The sequence below is a fragment of the Halopseudomonas xinjiangensis genome (assembly GCF_900104945.1).
Taxonomy (GTDB): Bacteria; Pseudomonadota; Gammaproteobacteria; order Pseudomonadales; family Pseudomonadaceae; genus Halopseudomonas; species Halopseudomonas xinjiangensis.
Genome location: NZ_LT629736.1, coordinates 274,798 through 297,104, shown reverse-complemented (window position 1 = coordinate 297,104; position 22,307 = coordinate 274,798). Strand labels below are relative to the sequence as shown.

Below are 22,307 nucleotides of genomic sequence, written 5' to 3'. Positions count from 1 at the left end.
CGTGCGTTAGATGACCACCCTGCCCTTCTATTCCGCCGTGACGGACGACTTCGAAGCCGTCAACCAGCTGATCATGCGCCAGCTGCATTCACGTGTCCCGCTGGTAGAAAAGATCGGCAACTATATTATCGGAGCCGGCGGCAAGCGTCTGCGCCCGCTGGTCGTCCTCCTCGCTGCGCGCGCCTGCGGCGTCCACGATACCCAGCAGCATTCTCTGGCCGCGATCATTGAATTCCTGCACACCGCCACGCTATTGCACGATGACGTCGTCGATACCTCCGATATGCGTCGCGGCCGCTCTACCGCGAATGCCCTATGGGGCAATGCGCCAAGCGTCCTGGTTGGCGATTTCCTTTATTCTCGCGCCTTCGAAATGATGGTCGAGCTCGGCGACATGCGCATCATGCGCGCGCTCGCCAATGCGACCAACGTCATCGCCGAAGGCGAGGTGCTGCAGTTATCCAAGGTGCGCGACGCCAACACCGACGAAGCCACCTATCTTGAGGTGATCCGCAGCAAGACAGCGATGCTGTTCGAAGCCTCTTCTCATACCGCGGCACTGCTGGCCGAGGCCGGCGATGAACAGACCGAGGCGCTTCGCCGCTACGGCGACGCGCTGGGTGTAGCGTTTCAGCTGGTCGACGACGTGCTGGACTACAGTGGCGACGCGTCTGCCATGGGCAAGAACGTCGGGGACGACCTGGCTGAAGGCAAACCGACGCTTCCGCTGATTTACACGATGCGCGAAGGCACCCCTGAGCAGGCGAAGCTGGTTCGGCACGCCATTCAGAAAGGTGGGCTAGAAGACATCGCGCCGATCCGTGAGGCGGTTGAAACCAGCGGCGCCCTCGCCTATACCCAGCGCATGGCTCAACAGCAGTCGGATCTGGCGGTAGAAATGCTGCAAACGCTGCCGCCATCAGTGTTCCGTGACTCCCTGGAACAGCTCGCCCGCTTCGCCATCGCCCGCCAGTTTTAACACCAAAACCACCTGTAGGAGCGGGCACGACCGCGAAGGGGTTGTCCTGGCCTTTCCTGCACGCCGCATTCGCGCCCAGGTGCGCTCCTACAAAAACCCATCAAATCGCCATGTAGGAGCGGGCGGGGCCGCCGAGGCATGACCGCGAAGTCTTTTACAGAACCTTGATCAGCTCGATATCAAACACCAGCGTGCTGTGCGGCGGAATGCTGCCTGCTGCGCGAGCGCCGTACGCCAACTCTGATGGAATATACAAACGCCACTTGGCCCCTTCCTTCATCAGCTGCAGCGCTTCGGTCCAGCCAGCGATAACACCACCGACCGGAAACTCAGCCGGCTCTCCACGCTTGTAGGAACTGTCGAACACTTCGCCATTGATCAGCGTGCCTTCGTAGTGGGTGCGCACGGTATCGCTGGCGCTGGGCGTTGCGCCGGTCCCTTCGCTGATCACTTCATACTGCAAGCCCGATGGCAGGGTAACCACGCCGTCGCGCTGGGCATTCTGCGCGAGATAGTCAGTCCCCGCCTGGCCCGCCTGGCGAGCGGCCTCTTCAGCCTGGGCCTGCATCTTGCCCTGCAATACCTGGAATGCCGCAGCGAGCTGCTGCTCGTCAACCTGGCTCGGCTGACCGCTGAATGCGTCGCGCAGACCCGCCACGACCAGGTCGACATTCAGATCCGGAATGTTGCTGGCGGCGAGTTGGTCGCCCATCTGCCGGCCGATGCCGTAGCTGACGCGCTGCTCGTCGGTGCTGATCGAATCGCTCATGATGCTTTCCCCGTTAAAAGTGACCGCCAAGCCTGCCACAGATTTCGCCAGGGATCACGCATAGCTGCCAGGACAGCCAAGAGCGCCGGTATCCAATTGCGTTGCAAACTAGGTTAGAATGCGCCGCTTTTCGGCCTCCTCATTCGAGATCCCCGCCATGCTGGAAAAGCTGTTCCAACTCAAAGCACACGGCACGACCGTTCGCACGGAAATCCTTGCCGGCTTGACCACCTTTCTGACCATGGCGTACATCGTCTTCGTCAATCCGATGATGATGAGTGATGCCGGGATCGACCCGGGCGCAGCCTTCGTGGCGACCTGCCTGGCTGCGGCGATTGGCTCGTTGATCATGGGACTGTGGGCGAACTACCCGATCGCCCTGGCGCCAGGCATGGGCCTCAATGCGTTCTTCGCCTATACGGTAGTTGGCTCGATGGGCTATAGCTGGCAGGTCGCGCTCGGCGCCGTCTTCCTCTCCGGCTTCCTGTTCTTCTTGCTCAGCATCTTCAAGATTCGTGAATGGATCATCAATAGCATTCCGATGCCGCTGCGCTCCGCGATCGCTGCTGGTATCGGCCTGTTCCTGGCATTGATTGCGCTGAAGAACGCGGGCTTGGTGGTCGATCATCCAGCCACCCTGGTCGCCCTGGGTGACCTGACCCAGCCCGGCCCGCTGTTGGCAGCCCTGGGCTTCGCCGTGATCGTTGCATTGGCGTACCGCCGCGTTACCGGCGCTGTGATGATCGGCATCCTGTTGATCACTGGCATCAGCCTACTGACAGGTCTAACGCGGGCGAGCGGTATCGTTTCCGCCCCGCCGAGCCTGGCACCCACCTTCCTTGAGCTGGACCTCCGCGGCGCGCTGGAGATTGGCCTGATCAGCGTGATCTTCGCCTTCCTATTTGTCGACCTGTTTGACACCTCCGGCACGCTGATCGGCGTTGCGCAGAAAGCCAACCTGGTCGATGCCGAGGGCAAAATGCCGCGCCTGGGGCGCGCCCTGATGGCCGACAGTACCGCAACCATGGCCGGCGCCATGCTCGGTACCTCTACTACAACCAGCTATATCGAATCGGCTGCAGGCACCACCGCAGGCGGCCGGACCGGCCTGACTGCCTGCGTCGTTGCCGGCCTGTTCCTGCTGTGCCTGTTCTTCTCACCGCTGGCCGGCGCCGTCCCGGCATTCGCGACCGCGCCAGCCTTGCTCTTCGTTGCGGTACTGATGACTGGTGGCCTGGTCCAGGTGGACTGGGAAGATCTGACCGAAGCAGCGCCGGTGGTAATCACCGCAATCATGATGCCGCTGACCTTCTCCATCGCCAATGGTATCGCGCTTGGCTTTATCAGCTGGACCGCGATCAAGGTGCTGTCTGGCCGATGGAAGGAGCTGAACCCAAGCCTGTATGTGCTGGCCGGCCTGTTCGTCATCAAGCTCGCGTTGTTCAACTGATGGGCTTAGGATTCGAACCGGAGCGCTACGAGGAACAGCTGGCGGAGAAACGTCAGCGACTCGTCGATCTGCTCGCACCCTTCAACGCGCCAGCGCCGGAAATATTCGAGTCCCCGCGCGAGCATTTCCGCCTCCGCGCGGAGTTTCGTCTGTGGTACGAAGGTGGCGTGCCGCACTACGCGATGTTCGAACAGGGCGACAAGCGCAAGGCCGTACTGATCGACCAGTTACCGATTGCCGCCCATCGCATCAACGAGCTAATGAACCCACTGCTGGAGGCCTGCAAGGCTGACCCAGTGCTGGGTCGTAAGCTGTTTCAGGTTGAATTCCTGACTACCTTGAGCGGCGAAGCGCTGGTTACGCTCTGTTATCACCGGCCCATAGACGAATCGTGGGACATCGCAGCGCAGCGTTTGGCCGAAGATCTGGGCATCATGATCATCGGCCGCAGCCGCGGTCGCAAGCGCGTGCTGCAGCGCGACCACGTGTGCGAAGAGCTGAGCGTGGCCGGCCGAGCCTGGAGGTATCAGCAGGTAGAGGGCGGCTTTACCCAGCCCAATGGCACCGTAAACCAGCATATGCTCAGCTGGGCGCTGGACGCTGCCGGCCGGAACGAAAACGATCTGCTTGAACTGTATTGTGGCAACGGCAACTTCACGCTGCCGCTGTCGACCCGCTTCCGCAAGGTGCTGGCAACTGAGCTGTCGAAAAGCTCGGTCCGCTCGGCGCTGCAGAACCTGGATGAAAACAATGTCACCAACGTAACGCTGGTCAGACTATCGAGTGAAGAAGTTACCGAAGCATTGAATGGAGCTCGGGCTTTTCGCCGCCTGGAAGGCGTGGATTTGAATGAGTTCAACTTCGGAACGGTCTTCGTCGATCCACCGCGGGCCGGGCTGGACCCAGCGACACTGGAGTTGGTGAGCCGCTATCCGCGCATACTCTATATTTCCTGCAACCCCGAGACCCTTGCCGCAAACCTAGAAACTCTCAGCCAGACGCACCAGGTAACGCGCAGCGCGCTGTTCGACCAGTTTCCTTACACGCACCATATGGAGTGCGGGGTGCTCTTGGAGAAGCGCTGACCAGCGCTCGGACAGCCAAAGATCGACAGTTCGTACGGCTGTGTCTACAAACAGCGCTCGCCCATTCCTTCGCGAAGCAAACCAGAACGCATGATCGCTCCGGTGTTTCTTTTCTCCGAGCGGTCCCATACTCAGACTGACGGCGCCAACATCACAAAGCGATCGGTAACCAGACCCGTCCAATATTACCCAGGGCAACTAGTCACCCAGCCGGGCCGAGGTTGATCGGCTGACTAATATTTTCCAAGAAATATGCGATTACAGCCGACCGTACCGAGGTAGGCTGATAGGCTCGCGTAAGGATAAGAAGTACCCTGCAGCGACAACAAGTGCGGGCTGTGCAGAGTACCCATCGTAGTTAGCCCAAAGGAGACGAACAAGCTTTACAACGAGACCTTCACTTCCAACAATCAGCCCAAGCCTTGCTACCTGTATTTTCCTTATTACCTCGAGCGTCCAGCGTGAGATTTCCACAACCTGTGTCACCGAATTGCTGCGTCGCGGTCAGTGTATAACCGCCGTCGTTAGCAGCAGAGCCCACTGATAGCACATACAGGTCATACGCGCCCTCATTGACGTTCAGGCTTCCCTTGTTGGCGTTATCAGTAACGTACGCACTGTTCTGTGCGTAGAACCGCTCCTGACGTGCCGCGGCTTCCATTAACAATGCTTGACCCTGAGCTCTATTGCCCCGCAACACGTACTCTCGGTAGCTCGGCAATGCTATCGCGGCAAGAATGCCCACAATCACCACGACAATCATCACTTCGATCAGAGTGAAACCACGCTGCCTGTTTGCATAAGTGATCATAGTTCTTCCTCAGCATCTTCTTCGGTGCCATTGGCGATATCCAACGGGACTACTTGCCAGCTCTGACGACCTTGGAGCTCTGGCGACGGGTTGAACTGAGTCTGCCCACCGGCTGAAATGATCGTACCGTCCTTGCCCAACGATATTGGCGAGTCGGTACCGTATCCGGAAGGCGGTACGTTACTGATGGTGTCTCCGCTGTCAAAGCGTCCATCGCCGTTGAAATCGAGCGCAGGTCGGACCGTTCTTGCTCCGGATCGTGCATCGATCGTGTAAGCCCAATAGCTTGCGCCATCAGCGCATGGATCATCGTTTGGCGTGAGCGTACCGAAGATTAGCGAGGTGCCCCGGGCAAGCATTCGGTCCAACATCATTTCACCTTTCAAGGCCTGGCCTTGTACCCGCAGGTCCAGAAACCAGCCCCACTTACTGACGTTAGCATCGTTCGCTTCTTCGGCACGAGTAGTACCGTCTGCGTACCAGCGCACCGGATTCTCGCTGACCGTCCGGACATTCCAGGTTTGCGATCCTCCATCTGAGTTGCTGAACGTGTTCACTTGTTCAGCGGCGATGGTTTGCTGCTGCAGGCTCGCTCTAGTCAGAGTAGGAGCTGTGCTCGTCGACTCTGCACGCGTGTTTCTGTCCCATATCGCATAGACACTATTCGCCTTCTCAATGTCGCCCGCAGCGTCATCTGTCTCGAAGAACTTGCCAGTACCGAAGATAACCAGGTAACCGCGGCGAGTCGGGTGTCGCACGAGAGAGGGCGGAGCAGTGATGGACTGAATTCTTAGATCATCCGCCGCAGCAGGATATCTCGCCGTATAGAGAGGCTGTCCGCCGTAAGACACTCCAAAACTGCCGGCCGAAACAGTGCCCTGTACACTGGTATCGAACGGGTCTGCCTCTTCCTCAGTCACAGATCTCGACAAGTCGAACCGCCACAGGTTGCCTCGGAGGTCTCCGGCGTAAGCATAGTCAGCTACGCCATCACCGTTGTTATCAGCACCACGGACGCCCGAAAGACCATTGACGGTGTTTTCACCGTTATCGACCACTAGTTCGCGAACTAGGCTACCGTCGGCAACGTCGATAATGAACATCGAAGCGGCATCGTTCGCGCTATCGTAGCCATTGCCCAACAGCACGGCCCATTCGCCGGTGTGGAGACGTGCGACTTCCGGCTGCGGGAAGGTATAGCCCAGATTGGCATAGCCTTCTGTCTGGTCGCTGATTTCCCAAAGCAACTTGACGCCGGAACCATCCTCTCCCGGGCTGGTTATGTCGAGGGCAAAAACAGACTTCCCGCCGGCACGAAGCGTACCTATGAGAACGGTGCGCCACGTGCCATTGATATATACGTCACGCACCACAGGCGAACCATCGACGTAGAACTGGTGAGCACCACCTTTATACGATTGCGCAGTCAGCTTGGGAAGTTTATCGATGAGTACACTCGGAACAAAGGCGAAGGCTTCTTTACCGCCTTCGTGTACCACAGTCTCGTTTCCGTTCTCGTCCGTTGCGGTCTTGCCTGCGAGGAACGCGTGCAGCATGCCGTCGTTCCCACCAACGTAAACCAGTTCAGGCCTATTCTTGTTGGCCTCACGAAAGGCAAGATAATCTCCATCTTCACCATCGATATCATCAGCGAGGTAAGGGATATAACTCGGAGCGCCTACGACGACTGGGGTGGAGTTGATGATATCGCCAAGAACCGACCCACGCCGGCGGAAATCAGCAGTGGCGACACCTTCACCTGTGCGGCTGCCACGCAGATAGGAAACGCGAGCCGCACCGCGGTTGTCGACGGTCCCCGAGGCACTATCCGGGTTTACGTTGAACAACGTCTGTTGTTCGTTCGTGAGATGGTCGTAGGTAAAATTATGCAACCCGCTTGCTGCAGCGCCGCCTGCCATAAGGATGTTGCGAGCGTTCTCAGCCGTAGCGTTTAGCTTGGCTTTTGCCGACCATACGTCTTTACGTACATAGGTTCCGTTTAGGCCTCGCTCAATATCCCGCCGTTTAACATCACCGCTCCAGTCCGAGCTGTCGAACTCAGGGAAGAAGGACCGGTTCACGATAGTCAGGTTGTACGGGTCGGACGGATCGTCGGCGCTGACGGACGTAGTACTACCAGATGCTGCGGCTGTCGACTGGCGTTCGGCGATACGATTCAGGATGTCTTTGAATGCCTTGGTGAGATCCTCGGGCGAATCCGCGCTGAAGAATTCGCCGCGGGAGTTAATCGCAGCGTGCCAAAGGTCGTAAACATTGTTGTTGTTGTCTGAGCCAGCCGCTGGCCAAGCCGTCCCACCAACGAGGTTCTGGTACCCATTCCCTTCGAACGTGCTGCCGGACCACGGAATATTCGCGTTGTTCATCGCATTTCCAAGGCCGAGCGCGACCATGAAGTTGCTCATGCTCTGCCAGGTTGCCGGGTTGTTGCGCGGATCCCAATAAGTCGCGGTGTCGCTTGCCCCGCGGAAGGGGGTATAAGGCTTGACCTCGTTATCGAGAGTGCCTTTCAGATCGTTCGCCCAGTAATGCATCGCATAGTCAGCGAGAGTTTTCGTCGTGTTATCTGCGAAGGGTGCGCGACTTCCGTTATATGCGGTGCCGTCCGGTAGCGTGAAAGAGGAATTATCTGCCCGGGACGGCGTGACGATGTCGCTATTTCCGTTCCAGATACCGTCCGTCATCATGATGTGATAACTGGCGCGGCAGGAGTATTCAGGGCTGGTAACGGTCGTTCCACCGACGGGGTTCGGGTTGAATGCCCAGGCGTCATTTCCTTTGAAGAATTCGCCAGCGTTGCTCAAAGCGCCTCGGAGCGGGGTGCCGCTACCGAAGGTGATATTTCTCAACCAAGTATAGAAGTTGCCTTTGTGCTGATCGTTGACCCGCCGGAACTTATTATCCCTACAAGCGGATTGCGTCGAATTGACAGCAGTGCAGCGGTTTAGGGCTTGCCAAGTAAGCCGCATGTCATCAGGAAGAGTATAGAAAGCCAAGTGCGCCGCGGAAATCGTGGCGAGGCCACGATCACGGTAGAACGAGTACCAGATCGCAAAATTCTGCCGCTCATCGATCCCGCTAGGACCAGAGGAGGCCGACACATCTACCTTGGAGTAACAGTTTTCGTCGGCAGTGCCCTTCATGCAGCCTGCGTTCAACGTGTAATAATACGCTGGCACTCCAACCGCGGTCTTATCTACCGTCCTGGTTCCGGTCTCGGTATATACCCAGTATACGCGGTAACGCGTGCGGCCCCGCCAGTCCTTATACTCCTCACAACGATAAATCGACGCATCGCAACTCCTAGCGTCGCCGTCAATTTCCCGCTCCCTCACTTCGGAATAATGTTCGTCATACCGAAAATCACTTGTGGGGTTTCTGCCTAGCTGTCCGCCAATCGAGTTGCTTGTGTAGGTGCAGTTGGCGAAGCTGTTATGGTCGCAATACCAGTCGACCTTGTAACTCCCACTTAGATCCACCGATCCTTGGCTGGTATCGAACCCGTTATGCCAGGCTTGTGTGAAACTAGTGTTGAAATTCACCACGTTGCCGCTAGTGTCCAGACCCCGAGGAATCTCGTACGTGATGGAAGGATCATAATAAAGTGGGTTCCATGCCGCAGACTTCCCGCGGCGATCATGCCTGCCCTCCGAGGTATCCGGAACCTGGGCACGCCACATACTCCCCGAGTCGTCGAGCGTAACGACGAGGTTTGGAGCCACCGAGTCCACCAAGATAAGCGGTTTCTGGCTTACATCTAGAGCCGCAGCGTTGACACCTTGAAAACAAACAAAATAGAGAACCGCAGCGATGGGGGTTCCAAGCGATTTAAAGGATGTATTCATAAGGCTTCCTGCCGTCAGTTGTAGACGCGCGAAACGGTGGAACGAAGTCGAGTGTCACCGCCAGTATCGCTAATGGCCCGACTGTTGATTTCGTAGCGAAAAATACCGATGCCTTGGGTCATATTCCCATACTCAGGATTTTCGCTCTCGCCACGGCTAGCTCCACTTGGAGCCGGTAGCGCGTACCAGTCGACATCGTCCTCGAGGGTACTGACGTCGTCAGGAGAATAATTTTGCAGGCTTGCGAAGTCTTGCTCGAATGTTGGGTCACGCTTCAGCAAACACGGCTGCTTAGCAGCCAACGAAGCGCAGGTCTGAACAGCATCCAACGGAACCAATGCCGCCTCGATGCTGTATTCACCAGGGATTTTTCGGAGGGTGCCGATAGTGCGGAATTCTCCATCTTTTAGGCCGGCTTCAGCAGAGTTAAACAAGCGCTTTTCGTCCACAAGATTCCCGGTGATTCGCGTCTCCAAGGAAACCTCGCGCATATTGGTTACAGCAAGCATCGTTAAAATGAGCAAAAAAACCAACGCCACAACTAGCGAAACGCCGCTCTGGTTGCGCCGGAAATCGCGTGCGTTCATTGGGATAGGTTCCTCAAAGCGATGGTGTTTTCCGTAACCATATACAGGGCTCGATCAGTAGGCGCAGAGCTCTCTCCGTCGTACCACTTCTCCCGCCACGCAGCGTATTGGCTACTGTTTGTTTGGTCGGCGAGGTTGGTCGAACGACTCTTGATAAGAGCGGCGTAGCGGACCGAGCGGATACGATCAGTGGCCGCTGGAGCAAGCTTGAACTGCTCCGTTTCTCTCACTCCTTCACTGCTGACGCCGAATTCCATTTTGAAATCCACCAGGTTCGCCACGATCACTTCACCGTTACACAGCAGATTTCCGTTATCGACTTGCAAAGCTACGACAGCAGGAGCTACAGATTCCGAATACGGCTCACCGCCGGCAGTCAGGTCGTTGCCGTCGCAGGCAGTGACGCCCGGAACGTTCGGTTGGTAGCGGACGCAAAGACGTTGACTGTTGCTGCTGAAATTGATGACCTCGCCTGCAGCGAAAGAACACTGCCCGACCGTTTCGGTGCGGAAGATCTCCGCGTATTCGGCGTCCGGTCTCGCTCGATAGCCCGTCCTGTAAAGTTCTTCTTCAAAAATCAACATCGAGTAGCGCGAACCTTCGATCGTATCGGACTGACCTTGCTGGAACGCGTAATTGCTCTTGTTATCGACATATATCTGAGTAATACCAAGAATCAACAAGCTGCTAAGCGCCAATGCGACGAGCAGTTCAATCATGGACAAGCCTAGTTCCCGCACTTTTTTGTCCTCGCGCCGCTTCATATCTGCGACCTAAAGCGATAGATACAAACGGTTTCGTTTCCGCTCATGCACTCTCCACCGATACCTTCCCAAGCAATCTGTATTTCGACGATCGCTCCTGCGTTATCGCAAGCACCCGGGGTAGTAGAGAAACACGCATGGAACGAGTTGGCTGCATTCCCAGCTCCAGGTAGATACCTTCGGACTTTCTGTGCCCAGCAACCAACCTGGTTCGACATGAGGTTGTTCGCGCCAAGTTGAACGCAATCGTTTGGCGCCGTGCTTGCCAATGCGCTGAAAAGCGGCGAGTCGGCGTTCTGGACGCCAGCCTGCAGGTCGGCGAGAACACTCGGACGCGCTCTGATGATCTCCATCAGATCGTTCGCAAGCATCACCGCATGCGTGCGCTGGACAGAATCCTGAGTGTGACGAATCGCCTGCCCCTGCATCGCCACCATTCCCAAAATACCGATAGCGGTAAGCAGGATTGTTATGAGCACCTCAAGTAAGCTGAATCCATTCGTCAAGCGCTTCACAGAGTGCAACCTCCCAAGCTCGTCCCCGAAACAGTTTTGCCTTTTGCGCTGATGCGCGACGATCCGCTACCAGCCACTGTGATCTCGTAACCGTCAGCCGGATCGTTGTCCCGGCATATCAGGCTCCTGAAGTTGTTTACCGTGGACGTACCGTTCGGCCGGTACGTCAGCGAGTCATGGCTAGCAACGAAATCAACCGCGTTGATATCTAACGTTGTGTTGCGCAGGACCGTGCCATCGCCTGCGGCTACATCGATCTCGCCTGTTGCTTCATCGATGCTCACCGTCACGCTACGTTTGCGTATAGCGGACTCGCTCCGTGCGTACTGGAATAATGCGTTCAGATCTTCCGCCTGCGATTGCACGCGATTGTTCTGGATCAGGTTGTTGAAGTTCGGAACCGCGATGGTAGCCGTGATAGCCACCAGCGCGACGACGATCATCAACTCAACCAAAGTGAAGCCCTTCACACTTCTCATCAAAACAACCCTCCTTCAGATGCATGCACTATAAAAACTCGGCCTGGCAAGGTCTTGCTTGAGGCGATAACCGGTAAAATCTGACGGACGACAGGTCATTCGTCGGGTCTACAAGACAGTGGCCCGATTCATCGCTTATCAGGGAGGATCGGCAGGCATGAAATCTCGTGGGTTTACGTTGCTGGAATTGATGGTCGCGCTTGTGGTGCTAGGGATTGCGGTGAGCATTGCCGTGCCTTCCTTTAGCAGTCTGATCGACCGACAGCGCATTGATTCGAGTCTGGATGTGCTGCTGCGTGGATTACGTACCGCCCGGCAAGAGGCTATCGAGCGTAACCGACCCATCACCGTTGCTCCACCCGCTGGCGGATGGTCGGTTGGCTGGCGGGTTTTCATCGATGATAATGCGAATGGATCATACGATGATGGCGAACGCTTGCTTCGGGAGGAACTACAGCCGACGCCAATCAACATTCATGCAGCGAGCTCTATCGCGAACTATGTTCGCTTCAACCCGCAGGGCGAATCCGAGCTGCTCAACGGCGGCTTTCAGGCTGGGACGTTTCGCTTCTGTCCGCAGGATGAATCTAGCAAAGGCCGGTTGCTGGTGATGAATCGCGTTGGGCGGCTGCGGACGGCCAGCGACGTGATCGATCCGTCTTACTGTTCGGCAGATGGTTGATGGGGACCGCTGCCGACAATGAAAAAGGCCGAGCAGATGCTCGGCCTTTTCGTTTGCCATACCAGGTCAGGTCCGGTACTCGGCGTTGATCCGCACATACTCGTGCGAGAGGTCGGTGGTCCACAGGGTTTCGCTGTAGTCGCCGCGCCCCAGCTCGATCCGGATGGTGATCTCTTCCTGCGCCATGACCCGCGCGCCCTGTTCTTCCGTGTAGCTGGCGGCGCGACCGCCGTGCTGAGCGATACATACCTCGTCCAGGTAGACGTCGATCTTTTCCACGTCCAGCTCGGGAACGCCTGCATAGCCGACCGCGGCGAGGATGCGGCCCCAGTTCGGGTCCGAAGCAAACAGTGCGGTCTTGATCAGCGGAGAATGGGCCACCGCATAGGCGACATCCAGACACTCATCGCGATTACCCCCACCGTTCACCTTGATGGTGACGAACTTGGTAGCACCCTCGCCATCGCGGACGATGGCCTGGGCCAGTTCGAGCATGACTGACTTCACTACGTCAGCAAGCTGCTGGTAGGCCGCACTTCCCGCTTCGGTAATTTCAGTGATCGCCGCCTTGCCGGTGGCGATCAACATGCAGGAATCGTTGGTCGAGGTATCGCCGTCAATGGTGATGCGGTTGAACGACAGATCGGCCGCTTCGCGCACGAGTTGCTGTAACACAGGCTGCGCGACCTTGGCGTCGGTAGCGATGTAGCCGAGCATGGTCGCCATATTCGGGCGGATCATCCCTGCGCCTTTGGAGATACCGGTGACGGTCACGGTCTGGCCGTCAATGGTGACTTGCCGGCTTGCCCCTTTCGGAACAGTATCGGTAGTCATGATACCGGCGGCAGCATCTGCCCAGTTTGACTCGCTTAGATTGGAAAGAGCCTGCGGCAACACGGAAATGATTTTGTCGGCCGGAAGCAGTTCGCCTATCACGCCGGTACTGAACGGCAACACCTGTTCGGGCTGAACATTTACCATGCGCGCCAGCTCTCCACAGGTGCGCACTGCCGCCTGCATGCCCGGCTTACCCGTGCCGGCGTTGGCATTGCCGGTGTTGACCAGTAAATAGCGAGGCGCATGCTCCAGATGTTTCTTGCACAAGGTAACCGGCGCGGCACAGAACGCGTTGGTGGTGAACACCCCGGCGATCGTTGACCCCTCGGCCGCCTCCATGATCACTACATCCTTGCGCCCGGGACGCTTGATGCCAGCAGAAGCAATACCAAGGCGAAAACCAGGAACAGGGTTGAGCGTAGGCAAGGGACCGAGACCGACAGGCATCGAGATGACTCCAACAATGAGCGCGAGATAGGGTGGACAGTTCGAAACGTGAAGCGGGAGGCGACCCTCCAGTACAGGGCCCGCTCCCGCTATCGCGTTAGGTTAAGCGTTGCTCAGGTTATCTGCCCGTGGCAGTGCTTGTACTTCTTGCCAGAGCCGCACGGGCACGGATCGTTCCGCCCGACCTTGGGGCCGTCGCGGGTGATAGGCGTCACCTGGGCGGCTGCGTCAGCAAGCGGCTCATCATCGTCCGCCTCGGGCGCGGCCATGGCATCGGCCTGCTCATGCTTGAACTGCATACGCTGAGCCAGCTCCTCGGCCTGACGACGCATGCGCGCCTCTTCCTCGGCAGGATCTTCCCGGCGAACCTGCACGTGGCTGAGGATGCGGATAGTGTCGTGCTTGATCGACTCGAGCATTTCTTCGAACAGGTTGAACGCCTCGCGCTTGTACTCCTGCTTGGGGTTCTTCTGTGCGTAGCCGCGCAGGTGAATACCCTGACGCAGGTGATCCATGGTCGCCAAGTGTTCTTTCCAGAGGTCGTCCAGAACGCGCAGCAGCATCTGCTTCTCGAATGTTCGCAGCGCTTCGGAGCCGGTGAGCTCTTCCTTCTCGGCGTAGGCCTTGCCCACTTCGTCCAGGATGCGTTGGCGCAGGCCATCCTCGTGCAGCGTGTCGTCTTCGTCGAGCCATTGCTGCAGCGGCAACCGAATCGCGAACTCGTTGGCAATATGCTGTTCGAGGCCAGCCACATCCCATTGCTCGGGCAGGCTTTGCGGCGGCACGTACTGGCTGACCGCCGCGGTGACGACGTCGGCGCGAATTGCCTGGATCGTCTCTGACACGTCTTCCGCAGCAAGAATGTTGTTGCGCTGGCCATAGATGACTTTGCGCTGTTCATTGGCGACGTCATCGTACTCGAGCAGCTGTTTGCGGATATCGAAGTTGCGACCCTCGACCTTGCGTTGCGCCTTCTCGATGGCGTTGGTGACCATGCGATGCTCGATCGCCTCGCCTTTTTCCATCCCCAACGCTTTCATGAAATTCTTCACCCGGTCAGAGGCGAAGATGCGCATGAGGTTATCTTCAAGCGAAAGATAGAAGCGGCTGGAGCCCGGGTCGCCCTGCCGGCCTGCACGGCCACGCAACTGGTTGTCGATACGGCGGCTTTCGTGGCGTTCGCAGGCACAAATGTGCAACCCACCTGCATTCAACACCTCTTGATGACGTTCCTGCCACTCGGCCTTGATCTGCGCGACCTGTTCGGGGGTCGGATCGACCAGACTGTTGACCTCGGCTTCCCAGCTACCACCCAGGATGATGTCGGTGCCGCGGCCGGCCATGTTGGTGGCGATGGTCACTGCGCCGGGACGACCCGCCTGAGCGATGATCTCGGCTTCTTTTTCGTGATACTTGGCGTTGAGCACCTTGTGCGCAATGCCTTCGTTCTTGAGCAGCTGCGAAACCACTTCCGACGATTCGATCGAGGCGGTACCGACCAATACCGGGCGGCCCTTGTCCATGCAGTCCTTGATATCCGCAGCGATCGCGGCGAACTTCTCCTCGATGGTCAGATAGACCAGATCGTTGAAGTCCTTGCGGATCATCGGCTTGTTGGTTGGAATCACAACAACATCGAGGCCGTAGATCTGGCGGAATTCGAACGCTTCGGTATCAGCCGTACCGGTCATGCCGGACAGCTTGTTGTACAGGCGGAAGTAGTTCTGGAACGTGGTCGAGGCAAGCGTCTGGCTTTCGGCCTGAATCTGCAGGCCTTCCTTCGCCTCGATGGCCTGGTGCAAGCCTTCGGAGAGGCGACGACCCGGCATGGTACGGCCGGTGTGTTCGTCGACCAGCAACACCTGATTGTTCTGCACGATGTATTCGACGTTGCGGTGAAACAACGTATGCGCACGCAGCGCGGAATGCACATGGTGGAGCAAATTGAGATTCTGCGCCGCGTACAGGCTATCGCCCTCGGGCAGCAGGCCCGCCTCGGTCAGCAGTTCCTCAACGTACTGGTGACCAGCCTCGTTCAGCTCGACCTGGCGAGTTTTCTCGTCGATGGTGTAATGACCGTCAACTTCCTCCTGCCCTTCCTCTGCGGGATAGCCGCGGGTGAGCTTGGGAATGAGCAGGTTGATCTGCATGTACAGCTTGGAGCTGTCTTCGGCAGGACCGGAGATGATCAACGGGGTACGCGCTTCATCGATCAGGATGGAGTCGACCTCATCGACGATCGAGAAGTTGAGTTCGCGCTGGAATTTATCCTCCAGCCGGAACGCCATGTTGTCGCGCAGGTAGTCGAAGCCGAACTCGTTGTTGGTACCGTAGGTGATGTCGCAACGGTACGCGTCACGCTTTTCCGCAGGATCCTGAAAGGGCACGACCACACCTACCGTCAGACCGAGGAACTCGTGCAGAGGCCGCATCAGGTTGGCGTCACGGCGGGCCAAATAGTCGTTGACCGTCACGATATGCACGCCCTTGCCGGACAACGCATTGAGATACGCCGGAAGCGTGGAGACCAGTGTCTTGCCCTCACCGGTCTTCATTTCGGCAATCTTGCCTTCGTGCAACACCATACCGCCGATGAGCTGAACGTCGAAGTGGCGCATGCCCATCACGCGCTTGCTGGCCTCGCGAACCAGCGCAAAAGCTTCAGGCAGAATATTGTCGAGGGTTTCGCCTTTGGCCAACCGGTCCTTGAATTCGGCGGTCTTGGCCTTCAGCTGCTCATCGCTCAGGGCGTTCAGTGATTCTTCCAGGGCGTTGATGGCGTTCACCATCTTGCCCATGCGCTTCAACTCACGCTCGTTCTTGCTTCCAAACAGCTTCTTCAATAAAGGCGCAAACATAGTCGACTTTGATATCCGTTTGATGGTTGGCCAGAGCCCAGCGCGCGGCTCGCCTCGACCAGAAGAAGGGCATTCTACTCTGATTCCAGCGAGACAATAAACCGTGCTGGTTTGGCGCGCTGATAGACCAAATGATCGCGCTCAAGGCTTGCCCGGCTCCAAAGAAGGCCGCTACGGCGCCCCTGGCATGCTGTTGCAGTCGGCTCGCGCCGCTAGAGGGCAACCGCTGCAGGAGCAAGCGTTCGCCTCCGGCAGGTACAGATCACTGCTTCATGGCGATGTGGCGGGCGGGGTTGACTGCCATGCCGTTGCGGAAGACTTCAAGATGAAGGTGCGGTCCGGTAGACCGGCCAGTCGAGCCAACCGTGGCGATAGCCTGCCCCTTCTGGACCAGATCACCTTTGGCTACCTGCACTTCGTGCGCGTGGGCGTAGCGGGTCTTGTAACCATTGCCGTGGGTAATTTCGACCGTATTGCCGTAAGCGCCCTTGCGTCCGGCAAAGGTCACGACACCGGCACCGACCGCGTGGATCGCGGTGCCGCGCTTGGCAGCAAAGTCTATCCCGGTATGCATCGACATCCGTCCGCTGATGGGATCGGTACGGCGACCGAAGCCGGACGATACATAGCCTTCGTCGACAGGCATGAAATCGAGAAGCGCATTGGCGTCGGAACGACGGTCAATCATCAGCTGTTCGATCAGCCGCAACTGCTGGGTGCGATCATCGATGCGCGCCGCCAGTTGGTCGATGATCGTCTGTACATCGGGGGCACGGTAGCTGGAATCACGGTTGCGGCGCAGTTCCGGCCCGCCCATGCCGGGATCAGAATCGAAGTCGAACTCGCCATCAGACAACTCGGCCAGCTCGGTGAGCCGCTCGCCGAGGGCGTCCAGGCGCGTAAGACGCGTCTGCAACTGGCCAAGCTGCTCGGTCATTCTCGCCAGCTCTACCTGCGACTCGTTCACCGGTGCTTCGATCTGCTGTTCGGCCAACGCCTGTTGCCAGATTGCTTCGTAGTCAACACTTTGCGTCACAGGCTCGGCCATAGGCGCAACCAGCCGCCAAGTGATCCAGGCGGCTGCCGCGGGCATTGCCAGTATCAGAACCAGCGCGAGCAGTACCGAGGGTGCGCTAAGCCGCAACGCCCTTGCCGCGCCCAGGCGGTCCGAAAGAATAATGATGTTCACCTAGTCCCCCTCCTTCCCGGTGCGATTCTGCTAGGATGGCGATCAACCCAGCTGCTGCGCACTGTATGGCCTTCTATCCGCTTAATGCGCGTCGCCCAGGCGACCTGATACGCACCAATGTCACCCTGAAGGGCCTGTATTCGAAGGCTCGAGAGCTCGAGCGCCTGCAGGCGCTCGTCAATGTCGTGATGGAACCTGCAGCGCGGGAACATTGCCGGGTGGCCTCCCTGCGAGACGGTGTGTTGCGTCTGATTGTCACCGACAGTCAGTGGGCAACGCGCATGCGTTACCAGCAAAAACGTCTCGTTCGCCAACTACAGGCTTACACGGAATTTCGAACCTTAACGAAATTGCATTGCAAGGTACAACCGCCGTTGATCCAGAAAGCCGGACCAGTTCGCAGAATGAAGCGCTCGAAAGTCGCTTCGGAGAGTCTTTTCGAGACCGCCGAACAAGTCACCGATTCAGCATTGAAGGGTGCGCTTGAGCGGCTGGCACGTCATCACGCGGACGACTGAACCGGTTCCCGCCTCACGCTCATATTCCGAATTGCATCAGACCTGAAAGCAGCGCAAAAAAAACGGCCACCGAAGTGGCCGTTGAAACGAAACGAGAAATCAGACTGCCGCTGCCGGCCGCATGAAGGAGATCGGTGCGGTGCCGGCATCTTCAAATGTGACAGTTTCCCACGCATCGCGGTTGGCGATGAGCGCTCGAAGCAACTTGTTGTTCAGTGCATGACCGGACTTGAACCCGCGAAACTCACCAACCAGGCTATTGCCCAGCAGGTACAGGTCACCAATCGCATCGAGAATCTTGTGTTTGACGAATTCGTCCTCGTACCGCAGGCCGTCCTCGTTCAACACACGATATTCGTCTACTACGATCGCGTTATCGACGCTGCCGCCCAGGGCCAGATTCTGCGAGCGCAGGTATTCGATGTCGCGCATGAACCCGAAGGTTCGCGCACGGCTCACTTCCTTGACAAAGGAAGTGCTCGAAAAATCAACGCTGGCGAACTGGCTGCGACCACGGAATACCGGATGATCGAAGTCGATGCCGAACGACACCTTGAAACCCTCGAAAGGCACAAAAGTGGCGGTCTTGCCTTCTTCTTCCACAGTTACTTCACGTTTGACGCGAATGAACGTCTTGGCTGCGTCCTGCTCTTCAATACCCGCTGACTGAATCAGGAATACGAAGGGCCCGGCGCTACCGTCCATGATCGGAACCTCCGGCGCGCTGAGTTCAACGTAGGCGTTGTCGATACCCAGGCCGGCCATGGCCGACAACAGGTGCTCGACAGTGTCGACCTTGGCCCCATCCTTGATCAGGGTGGTGGACATGGTCGTCTCGCCTACGTACTCGGCACGAGCCGGAATCTGAACCACAGGGTCCAGATCGACGCGACAGAACACGATCCCGGTATCGACCGGAGCCGGTTTCAGGGTGAGGTAAACCTTCTCACCCGAGTGCAGACCAACACCAGTGGCCCGGATAATGTTCTTCAGTGTGCGCTGTCTGATCATGCTGTACGGCTTCCGCTAGTTGCGAAGAATTTCCATCAAACTGGCGGCGATGATAGCAAACCACCCATTTGATGCATACCAATCAGCCCTATTCGATTGATTGACTCAACCTATGGCTTAGTCAGCCTGGCGACGCAGGAAAGCCGGGATGTCGAGATAGTCCAGGTCGTCCTGTGTCTGTGCCGAACGGGCTGCCGCGGCGCCGCCTGATTGACGCATGACCGTCGGGCGATCCAGATCGCGATAGTTCGGCGAGCTGCCTTCGTTATGCTGCCGCGCGCTGGCGTTGGCTGCCGTGTTGTCGACCACCTTGACCGGCTTGACTTCCTTGGCGCCCAGGCCGGTCGCGACCACGGTCACGCGCAGTTCGTCACGCAGTTCCGGATCGATAACGGTGCCCACCACGACGGTGGCGCTTTCGGATGCAAACTCTTCGACAGTAGAACCGACCTCGGAGAACTCACCCAGCGAAAGATCCGGACCAGCGGTAATGTTGACCAGGATGCCGCGGGCGCCCATGAGGTTCACATCCTCCAGCAGCGGGCTGCGAATAGCTGCTTCAGCCGCTTCGCGGGCGCGGTTCGGGCCGCTGGCATGACCAGTACCCATCATTGCCATGCCCATCTCGCTCATGACGGTTTTCACGTCGGCGAAGTCAACGTTTATCATACCCGGACGCATGATCAGGTCAGCGATACCCTGAACGGCGCCGAGCAGTACGTCGTTGGCCTTGCTGAAGGCGGCCAGCAGGCTGGCGTCCTTGCCCAGTACGGTCAGCAACTTCTCGTTGGGAATGGTGATCAGCGAGTCGACATGCAGGCTCAGCTCGCGAATGCCTTCTTCGGCGATCTGCATGCGCTTGCGACCTTCGAACGGGAACGGCTTGGTGACGACGGCCACGGTCAGGATGCCCATTTCACGCGCCACTTCGGCAACGATCGGCGCCGCGCCGGTACCGGTACCACCACCCATGCCAGCGGTGATGAAGACCATGTCCGCGCCCTGCAGGACTTCGGCGATGCGCTCGCGATCTTCTATCGCGGCCTCGCGGCCGATCAGCGGGTTGGCTCCAGCACCAAGACCCTTGGTCACTGCCGAACCCAGCTGCAGAACAGTGCGTGCGCTGACGTTTTTCAATGCCTGGGCATCGGTATTGGCGCAGATGAAGTCCACGCCTTCGACGTTGTTGACGACCATGTGCTGCAGGGCGTTGCCGCCACCACCACCAACACCGACGACTTTGATTACTGCATTCTGGGGAACGTTATCGATCAATTCAAACATGGTTCGATCTCCTGAGTTTTGAACTCGTTTCGTTTCGTTGGTACTACCGCCCGCTTAAGCGGGTCTGTTAAAAATTGCCCTTGAACCACCGCTTTACGCGTTCGAGCGGTGAAGCCTTGGCTTGCTCCGAATGACCGCTTCCGTGCTCACCGTGGTGCTTCATGCCGTAGTGCAACAGCCCCACCCCGGTCGAATAGATCGGGTTGCGAACCACATCGGTGAGTCCCTTGAATTCCTGCGGTACGCCAAGGCGCACCGGCATATGGAATATCTCTTCGGCCAACTCGACGGCGCCTTCCATCTTGGAAGTGCCGCCGGTCAGCACGATGCCGGCCGGGATCATGTCTTCGAATCCCGAACGGCGTAGTTCTGCCTGAATCAGCGTGAACAGCTCGTCGTAGCGCGGCTCGACCACCTCGGCCAGCGCCTGGCGCGACAAGTCGCGCGGCGGACGCTCGCCAACGCTGGGAACCTTGATGGTTTCCTCTGGGCCGGCCAGCTTGGCCAGCGCACAGGCGTAGCGGATCTTGATTTCCTCGGCGTACTGCGTCGGGGTACGCAGCGCCATGGCGATGTCGTTGGTGACCTGGTCGCCCGCGATCGGAATCACCGCGGTGTGCTTGATCGCACCTTCGGTGAAGATGGCGATGTCGGTGGTGCCGCCGCCGATATCGACCATGCACACGCCCAGCTCCTTCTCGTCCTCGGTCAGCACGGCATAGCTGGACGCCAACTGCTCGAGAATCACGTCTTCCACATCCAGCCCGCAGCGGCGGATGCATTTTTCGATGTTTTGTACCGCGTTCAGCGCGCAGGTAACCAGGTGAACCTTGGCTTCCAGCCGCACGCCGGACATGCCCAGCGGCTCGCGGACGCCTTCCTGGTTATCGATAACGTATTCCTGCGGCAGGATGTGCAGGACCTTCTGGTCGGCAGGAATAGCCACTGCCTGGGCTGCGTCGAGCACCCGCTCGATGTCCGCCGGAATGACTTCGCGATCACGAATGGCGACGATGCCGTGGGAGTTCAGGCTGCGGATATGGTTGCCCGCCACACCGGCGAACACCGAGTGGATCTGGCAGCCAGCCATCAGCTCGGCTTCTTCAATGGCACGCTGGATCGACTGCACGGTGGATTCGATATTCACCACCACGCCTTTCTTCAGCCCGCGGGAAGGATGCGAGCCAATGCCGACGATCTCCAGCTGCCCGTCCGCGCCGATCTCGCCGACCAGCGCCACCACCTTTGAGGTGCCGATGTCGAGACCGACGATCATCCTGCTACCCTGCTTGCTAGCCATAATTCCCCGTCACTCCCCCGATTGAGCTTCAGCCGGCGGCTCGCGCCAGGCCACTGCCATGCCATTGCTGTAACGCAGATCGACCCGCTCGATCTGCTGCCGCCGTTCGGACAGCATCAGCTGATCCACGGTCAGGAAACGCTGCATCTTGTCGACCACGTCGTCACGGCCCAAGAGAATCTCGATACCGTCCTGCGTGGTCAGAAACCAGCTACCCCGGTCGCGCAGCTCGAGCCGCGAAATGCCGTGGCCGTACGAGCGCAGCAACCGGTTGAACTGTTGGTAGTTGCGCATCACTCGCCGCTTGGCGCGCTGCGGCCCGTCGAGCCGCGGCAGGTCTTCGAAGCGACTCATGTCGCCCGGCTCGAAGGCCATGCCTTCATTGTTCAGTAGTGTCGATCCACCCCAACGCGCTACCGGCAGCTGCTCGTCGAGATGGATGATCAGCTGGTCCGGCCATACCCGCTTCACCGAAGCGCTGGCCACCCAGGACATATCCACCAGATCCGTGCGCAGCCCCGCGAGATCGATACTCAGGAAGCTGTCATCCACGTACGGCTGGATCACCTCCTGCACGGAGGCGCGATCAATGTACTGCAGATCGCCCTGCACGCTGATCAGACTGATCGGCCGGTCCGCCAGCGGCAACAGCCGGGTACTCAGCTCGTACAAGCCCACGCCCAGCGCCACCAACAGTAGCGGCCACATGACCTGCTGGATGCGTGTCCAGGCGCCTTCCAGTGACGGCCGGGTCAGCTTCAGCGTGGGCCAGCTGCGCGGAGCTGGCGGCGTGACGCGCACGGCGCCGCGGCCGGGCGCACTGCGCCGACCTAGCGGTCTACCTGCCCTTTCGTCACGAATCGTCAGCCCCAACATGCT

At 58.4% G+C, this 22,307-nt stretch carries 19 protein-coding genes and 1 pseudogene; 5 read left to right on the top strand and 15 right to left on the bottom strand.

Features of this window, described 5'->3' with window-relative positions:
* The first annotated feature begins 10 nt into the window (after positions 1 to 10).
* A complete protein-coding gene (locus BLT85_RS01390) occupies positions 11 to 979 on the top strand; it encodes a polyprenyl synthetase family protein (RefSeq protein ID WP_093391466.1) in 969 nt (322 codons plus the stop codon).
* Positions 980 to 1,133: 154 nt separating this feature from the next.
* Here the strand turns inward: BLT85_RS01390 and BLT85_RS01385 are convergent, their stop codons facing one another.
* Positions 1,134 to 1,748 (bottom strand): FKBP-type peptidyl-prolyl cis-trans isomerase, encoded by a 615-nt coding sequence (locus tag BLT85_RS01385; RefSeq protein WP_093391465.1) that lies wholly within the window; start codon positions 1,746 to 1,748, stop codon positions 1,134 to 1,136.
* 157 nt (positions 1,749 to 1,905) lie between these two features.
* On the opposite strand from BLT85_RS01385, the gene BLT85_RS01380 reads away from it, so the two are divergent.
* Both BLT85_RS01380 and trmA read left to right on the top strand, forming a co-directional pair.
* The gene (locus BLT85_RS01380) at positions 1,906 to 3,198 is read left to right on the top strand and encodes an NCS2 family permease (protein WP_093397247.1); all 1,293 of its coding nucleotides are present in this window, start codon (positions 1,906 to 1,908) and stop codon (positions 3,196 to 3,198) included.
* The gene (trmA, locus tag BLT85_RS01375) at positions 3,198 to 4,283 is read left to right on the top strand and encodes a tRNA (uridine(54)-C5)-methyltransferase TrmA (RefSeq protein WP_093391464.1); all 1,086 of its coding nucleotides are present in this window, start codon (positions 3,198 to 3,200) and stop codon (positions 4,281 to 4,283) included. Before BLT85_RS01380 ends, trmA begins: the two co-directional genes overlap by 1 nt.
* A 397-nt stretch (positions 4,284 to 4,680) precedes the next feature.
* Here the strand turns inward: trmA and BLT85_RS01370 are convergent, their stop codons facing one another.
* The 7 genes and pseudogenes from BLT85_RS01370 to BLT85_RS01345 all read right to left on the bottom strand — a co-directional run bounded on the left by BLT85_RS01370 (position 4,681) and on the right by BLT85_RS01345 (position 11,302).
* Positions 4,681 to 5,094 (bottom strand): type IV pilin protein, encoded by a 414-nt coding sequence (locus BLT85_RS01370; RefSeq protein WP_093391463.1) that lies wholly within the window; start codon positions 5,092 to 5,094, stop codon positions 4,681 to 4,683.
* Positions 5,091 to 8,957: a pilus assembly protein gene (locus tag BLT85_RS01365; protein WP_093391462.1), complete on the bottom strand. Its 3,867-nt coding sequence runs from the start codon at positions 8,955 to 8,957 to the stop codon at positions 5,091 to 5,093. Before BLT85_RS01365 ends, BLT85_RS01370 begins: the two co-directional genes overlap by 4 nt.
* A 14-nt stretch (positions 8,958 to 8,971) precedes the next feature.
* Complete coding sequence (locus BLT85_RS01360; RefSeq protein ID WP_093391461.1) at positions 8,972 to 9,544, bottom strand: pilus assembly PilX family protein; 573 nt, start codon at positions 9,542 to 9,544, stop codon at positions 8,972 to 8,974.
* Complete coding sequence (locus BLT85_RS01355) at positions 9,541 to 10,128, bottom strand: PilW family protein (protein WP_407920164.1); 588 nt, start codon at positions 10,126 to 10,128, stop codon at positions 9,541 to 9,543. The genes BLT85_RS01360 and BLT85_RS01355 overlap by 4 nt, the downstream gene beginning before the upstream one ends.
* Before the next feature lie 23 nt (positions 10,129 to 10,151).
* Positions 10,152 to 10,308: pseudogene (locus BLT85_RS16980) on the bottom strand (prepilin-type N-terminal cleavage/methylation domain-containing protein); the annotation flags it as partial.
* Positions 10,305 to 10,823 (bottom strand): type IV pilus modification protein PilV, encoded by a 519-nt coding sequence (gene pilV, locus BLT85_RS01350; RefSeq protein ID WP_231701511.1) that lies wholly within the window; start codon positions 10,821 to 10,823, stop codon positions 10,305 to 10,307. The gene pilV and the pseudogene BLT85_RS16980, both read right to left, overlap by 4 nt.
* Positions 10,820 to 11,302, bottom strand: coding sequence for a GspH/FimT family pseudopilin (locus BLT85_RS01345; protein WP_093397242.1), 483 nt, complete (start codon positions 11,300 to 11,302; stop codon positions 10,820 to 10,822). The genes pilV and BLT85_RS01345 overlap by 4 nt, the downstream gene beginning before the upstream one ends.
* 118 nt (positions 11,303 to 11,420) lie before the next feature.
* Here BLT85_RS01345 and BLT85_RS01340 point away from each other — a divergent pair, with 118 nt between their 5' ends.
* A complete protein-coding gene (locus BLT85_RS01340; RefSeq protein WP_157718092.1) occupies positions 11,421 to 11,984 on the top strand; it encodes a GspH/FimT family pseudopilin in 564 nt (187 codons plus the stop codon).
* A 66-nt stretch (positions 11,985 to 12,050) separates the two neighbouring features.
* On the opposite strand, the gene argJ is transcribed toward BLT85_RS01340, so the two are convergent.
* The 3 genes from argJ to BLT85_RS01325 all read right to left on the bottom strand — a co-directional run bounded on the left by argJ (position 12,051) and on the right by BLT85_RS01325 (position 17,315).
* Positions 12,051 to 13,268: a bifunctional glutamate N-acetyltransferase/amino-acid acetyltransferase ArgJ gene (gene argJ, locus BLT85_RS01335; protein ID WP_093391458.1), complete on the bottom strand. Its 1,218-nt coding sequence runs from the start codon at positions 13,266 to 13,268 to the stop codon at positions 12,051 to 12,053.
* Positions 13,269 to 13,381: 113 nt separating this feature from the next.
* Positions 13,382 to 16,126, bottom strand: a complete 2,745-nt coding sequence (secA, locus tag BLT85_RS01330; RefSeq protein ID WP_093391457.1) for a preprotein translocase subunit SecA — start codon at positions 16,124 to 16,126, stop codon at positions 13,382 to 13,384.
* Between the two features lie 262 nt (positions 16,127 to 16,388).
* Positions 16,389 to 17,315 carry a M23 family metallopeptidase gene (locus BLT85_RS01325; protein WP_093391456.1) on the bottom strand — a complete coding sequence of 309 codons (927 nt, stop codon included), beginning with the start codon at positions 17,313 to 17,315 and terminating at the stop codon, positions 16,389 to 16,391.
* 65 nt (positions 17,316 to 17,380) lie between these two features.
* Here BLT85_RS01325 and BLT85_RS01320 point away from each other — a divergent pair, with 65 nt between their 5' ends.
* Complete coding sequence (locus BLT85_RS01320) at positions 17,381 to 17,833, top strand: DUF721 domain-containing protein (protein WP_093391455.1); 453 nt, start codon at positions 17,381 to 17,383, stop codon at positions 17,831 to 17,833.
* A gap of 99 nt (positions 17,834 to 17,932) precedes the next feature.
* Here the strand turns inward: BLT85_RS01320 and lpxC are convergent, their stop codons facing one another.
* The 4 genes from lpxC to BLT85_RS01300 form a co-directional block, all read right to left on the bottom strand.
* Complete coding sequence (gene lpxC, locus BLT85_RS01315; RefSeq protein ID WP_093391454.1) at positions 17,933 to 18,844, bottom strand: UDP-3-O-acyl-N-acetylglucosamine deacetylase; 912 nt, start codon at positions 18,842 to 18,844, stop codon at positions 17,933 to 17,935.
* A 117-nt stretch (positions 18,845 to 18,961) separates the two neighbouring features.
* On the bottom strand, positions 18,962 to 20,128 hold the full coding sequence (ftsZ, locus tag BLT85_RS01310; protein WP_093391453.1) for a cell division protein FtsZ: 1,167 nt from the start codon (positions 20,126 to 20,128) through the stop codon (positions 18,962 to 18,964).
* 67 nt (positions 20,129 to 20,195) lie between these two features.
* Positions 20,196 to 21,428 carry a cell division protein FtsA gene (gene ftsA, locus BLT85_RS01305; protein WP_093391452.1) on the bottom strand — a complete coding sequence of 411 codons (1,233 nt, stop codon included), beginning with the start codon at positions 21,426 to 21,428 and terminating at the stop codon, positions 20,196 to 20,198.
* 9 nt (positions 21,429 to 21,437) lie between these two features.
* On the bottom strand, positions 21,438 to 22,304 hold the full coding sequence (locus tag BLT85_RS01300; protein ID WP_093391451.1) for a cell division protein FtsQ/DivIB: 867 nt from the start codon (positions 22,302 to 22,304) through the stop codon (positions 21,438 to 21,440).
* Between the last annotated feature and the right edge of the window lie 3 nt (positions 22,305 to 22,307).

Coding starts and splice junctions, on each gene's coding strand:
- BLT85_RS01390 (WP_093391466.1), top strand. CDS start 11: ATGACCACCCTGCCCTTCTATTCCGCCGTGACGGACGACTTCGAAGCC.
- BLT85_RS01385 (WP_093391465.1), bottom strand. CDS start 1,748: ATGAGCGATTCGATCAGCACCGACGAGCAGCGCGTCAGCTACGGCATC.
- BLT85_RS01380 (WP_093397247.1), top strand. CDS start 1,906: ATGCTGGAAAAGCTGTTCCAACTCAAAGCACACGGCACGACCGTTCGC.
- trmA (WP_093391464.1), top strand. CDS start 3,198: ATGGGCTTAGGATTCGAACCGGAGCGCTACGAGGAACAGCTGGCGGAG.
- BLT85_RS01370 (WP_093391463.1), bottom strand. CDS start 5,094: ATGATCACTTATGCAAACAGGCAGCGTGGTTTCACTCTGATCGAAGTG.
- BLT85_RS01365 (WP_093391462.1), bottom strand. CDS start 8,957: ATGAATACATCCTTTAAATCGCTTGGAACCCCCATCGCTGCGGTTCTC.
- BLT85_RS01360 (WP_093391461.1), bottom strand. CDS start 9,544: ATGAACGCACGCGATTTCCGGCGCAACCAGAGCGGCGTTTCGCTAGTT.
- BLT85_RS01355 (WP_407920164.1), bottom strand. CDS start 10,128: ATGTTGATTTTTGAAGAAGAACTTTACAGGACGGGCTATCGAGCGAGA.
- BLT85_RS01345 (WP_093397242.1), bottom strand. CDS start 11,302: ATGAGAAGTGTGAAGGGCTTCACTTTGGTTGAGTTGATGATCGTCGTC.
- argJ (WP_093391458.1), bottom strand. CDS start 13,268: ATGCCTGTCGGTCTCGGTCCCTTGCCTACGCTCAACCCTGTTCCTGGT.
- secA (WP_093391457.1), bottom strand. CDS start 16,126: ATGTTTGCGCCTTTATTGAAGAAGCTGTTTGGAAGCAAGAACGAGCGT.
- BLT85_RS01320 (WP_093391455.1), top strand. CDS start 17,381: ATGGCCTTCTATCCGCTTAATGCGCGTCGCCCAGGCGACCTGATACGC.
- lpxC (WP_093391454.1), bottom strand. CDS start 18,844: ATGATCAGACAGCGCACACTGAAGAACATTATCCGGGCCACTGGTGTT.
- ftsZ (WP_093391453.1), bottom strand. CDS start 20,128: ATGTTTGAATTGATCGATAACGTTCCCCAGAATGCAGTAATCAAAGTC.
- ftsA (WP_093391452.1), bottom strand. CDS start 21,428: ATGGCTAGCAAGCAGGGTAGCAGGATGATCGTCGGTCTCGACATCGGC.
- BLT85_RS01300 (WP_093391451.1), bottom strand. CDS start 22,304: ATGTTGGGGCTGACGATTCGTGACGAAAGGGCAGGTAGACCGCTAGGT.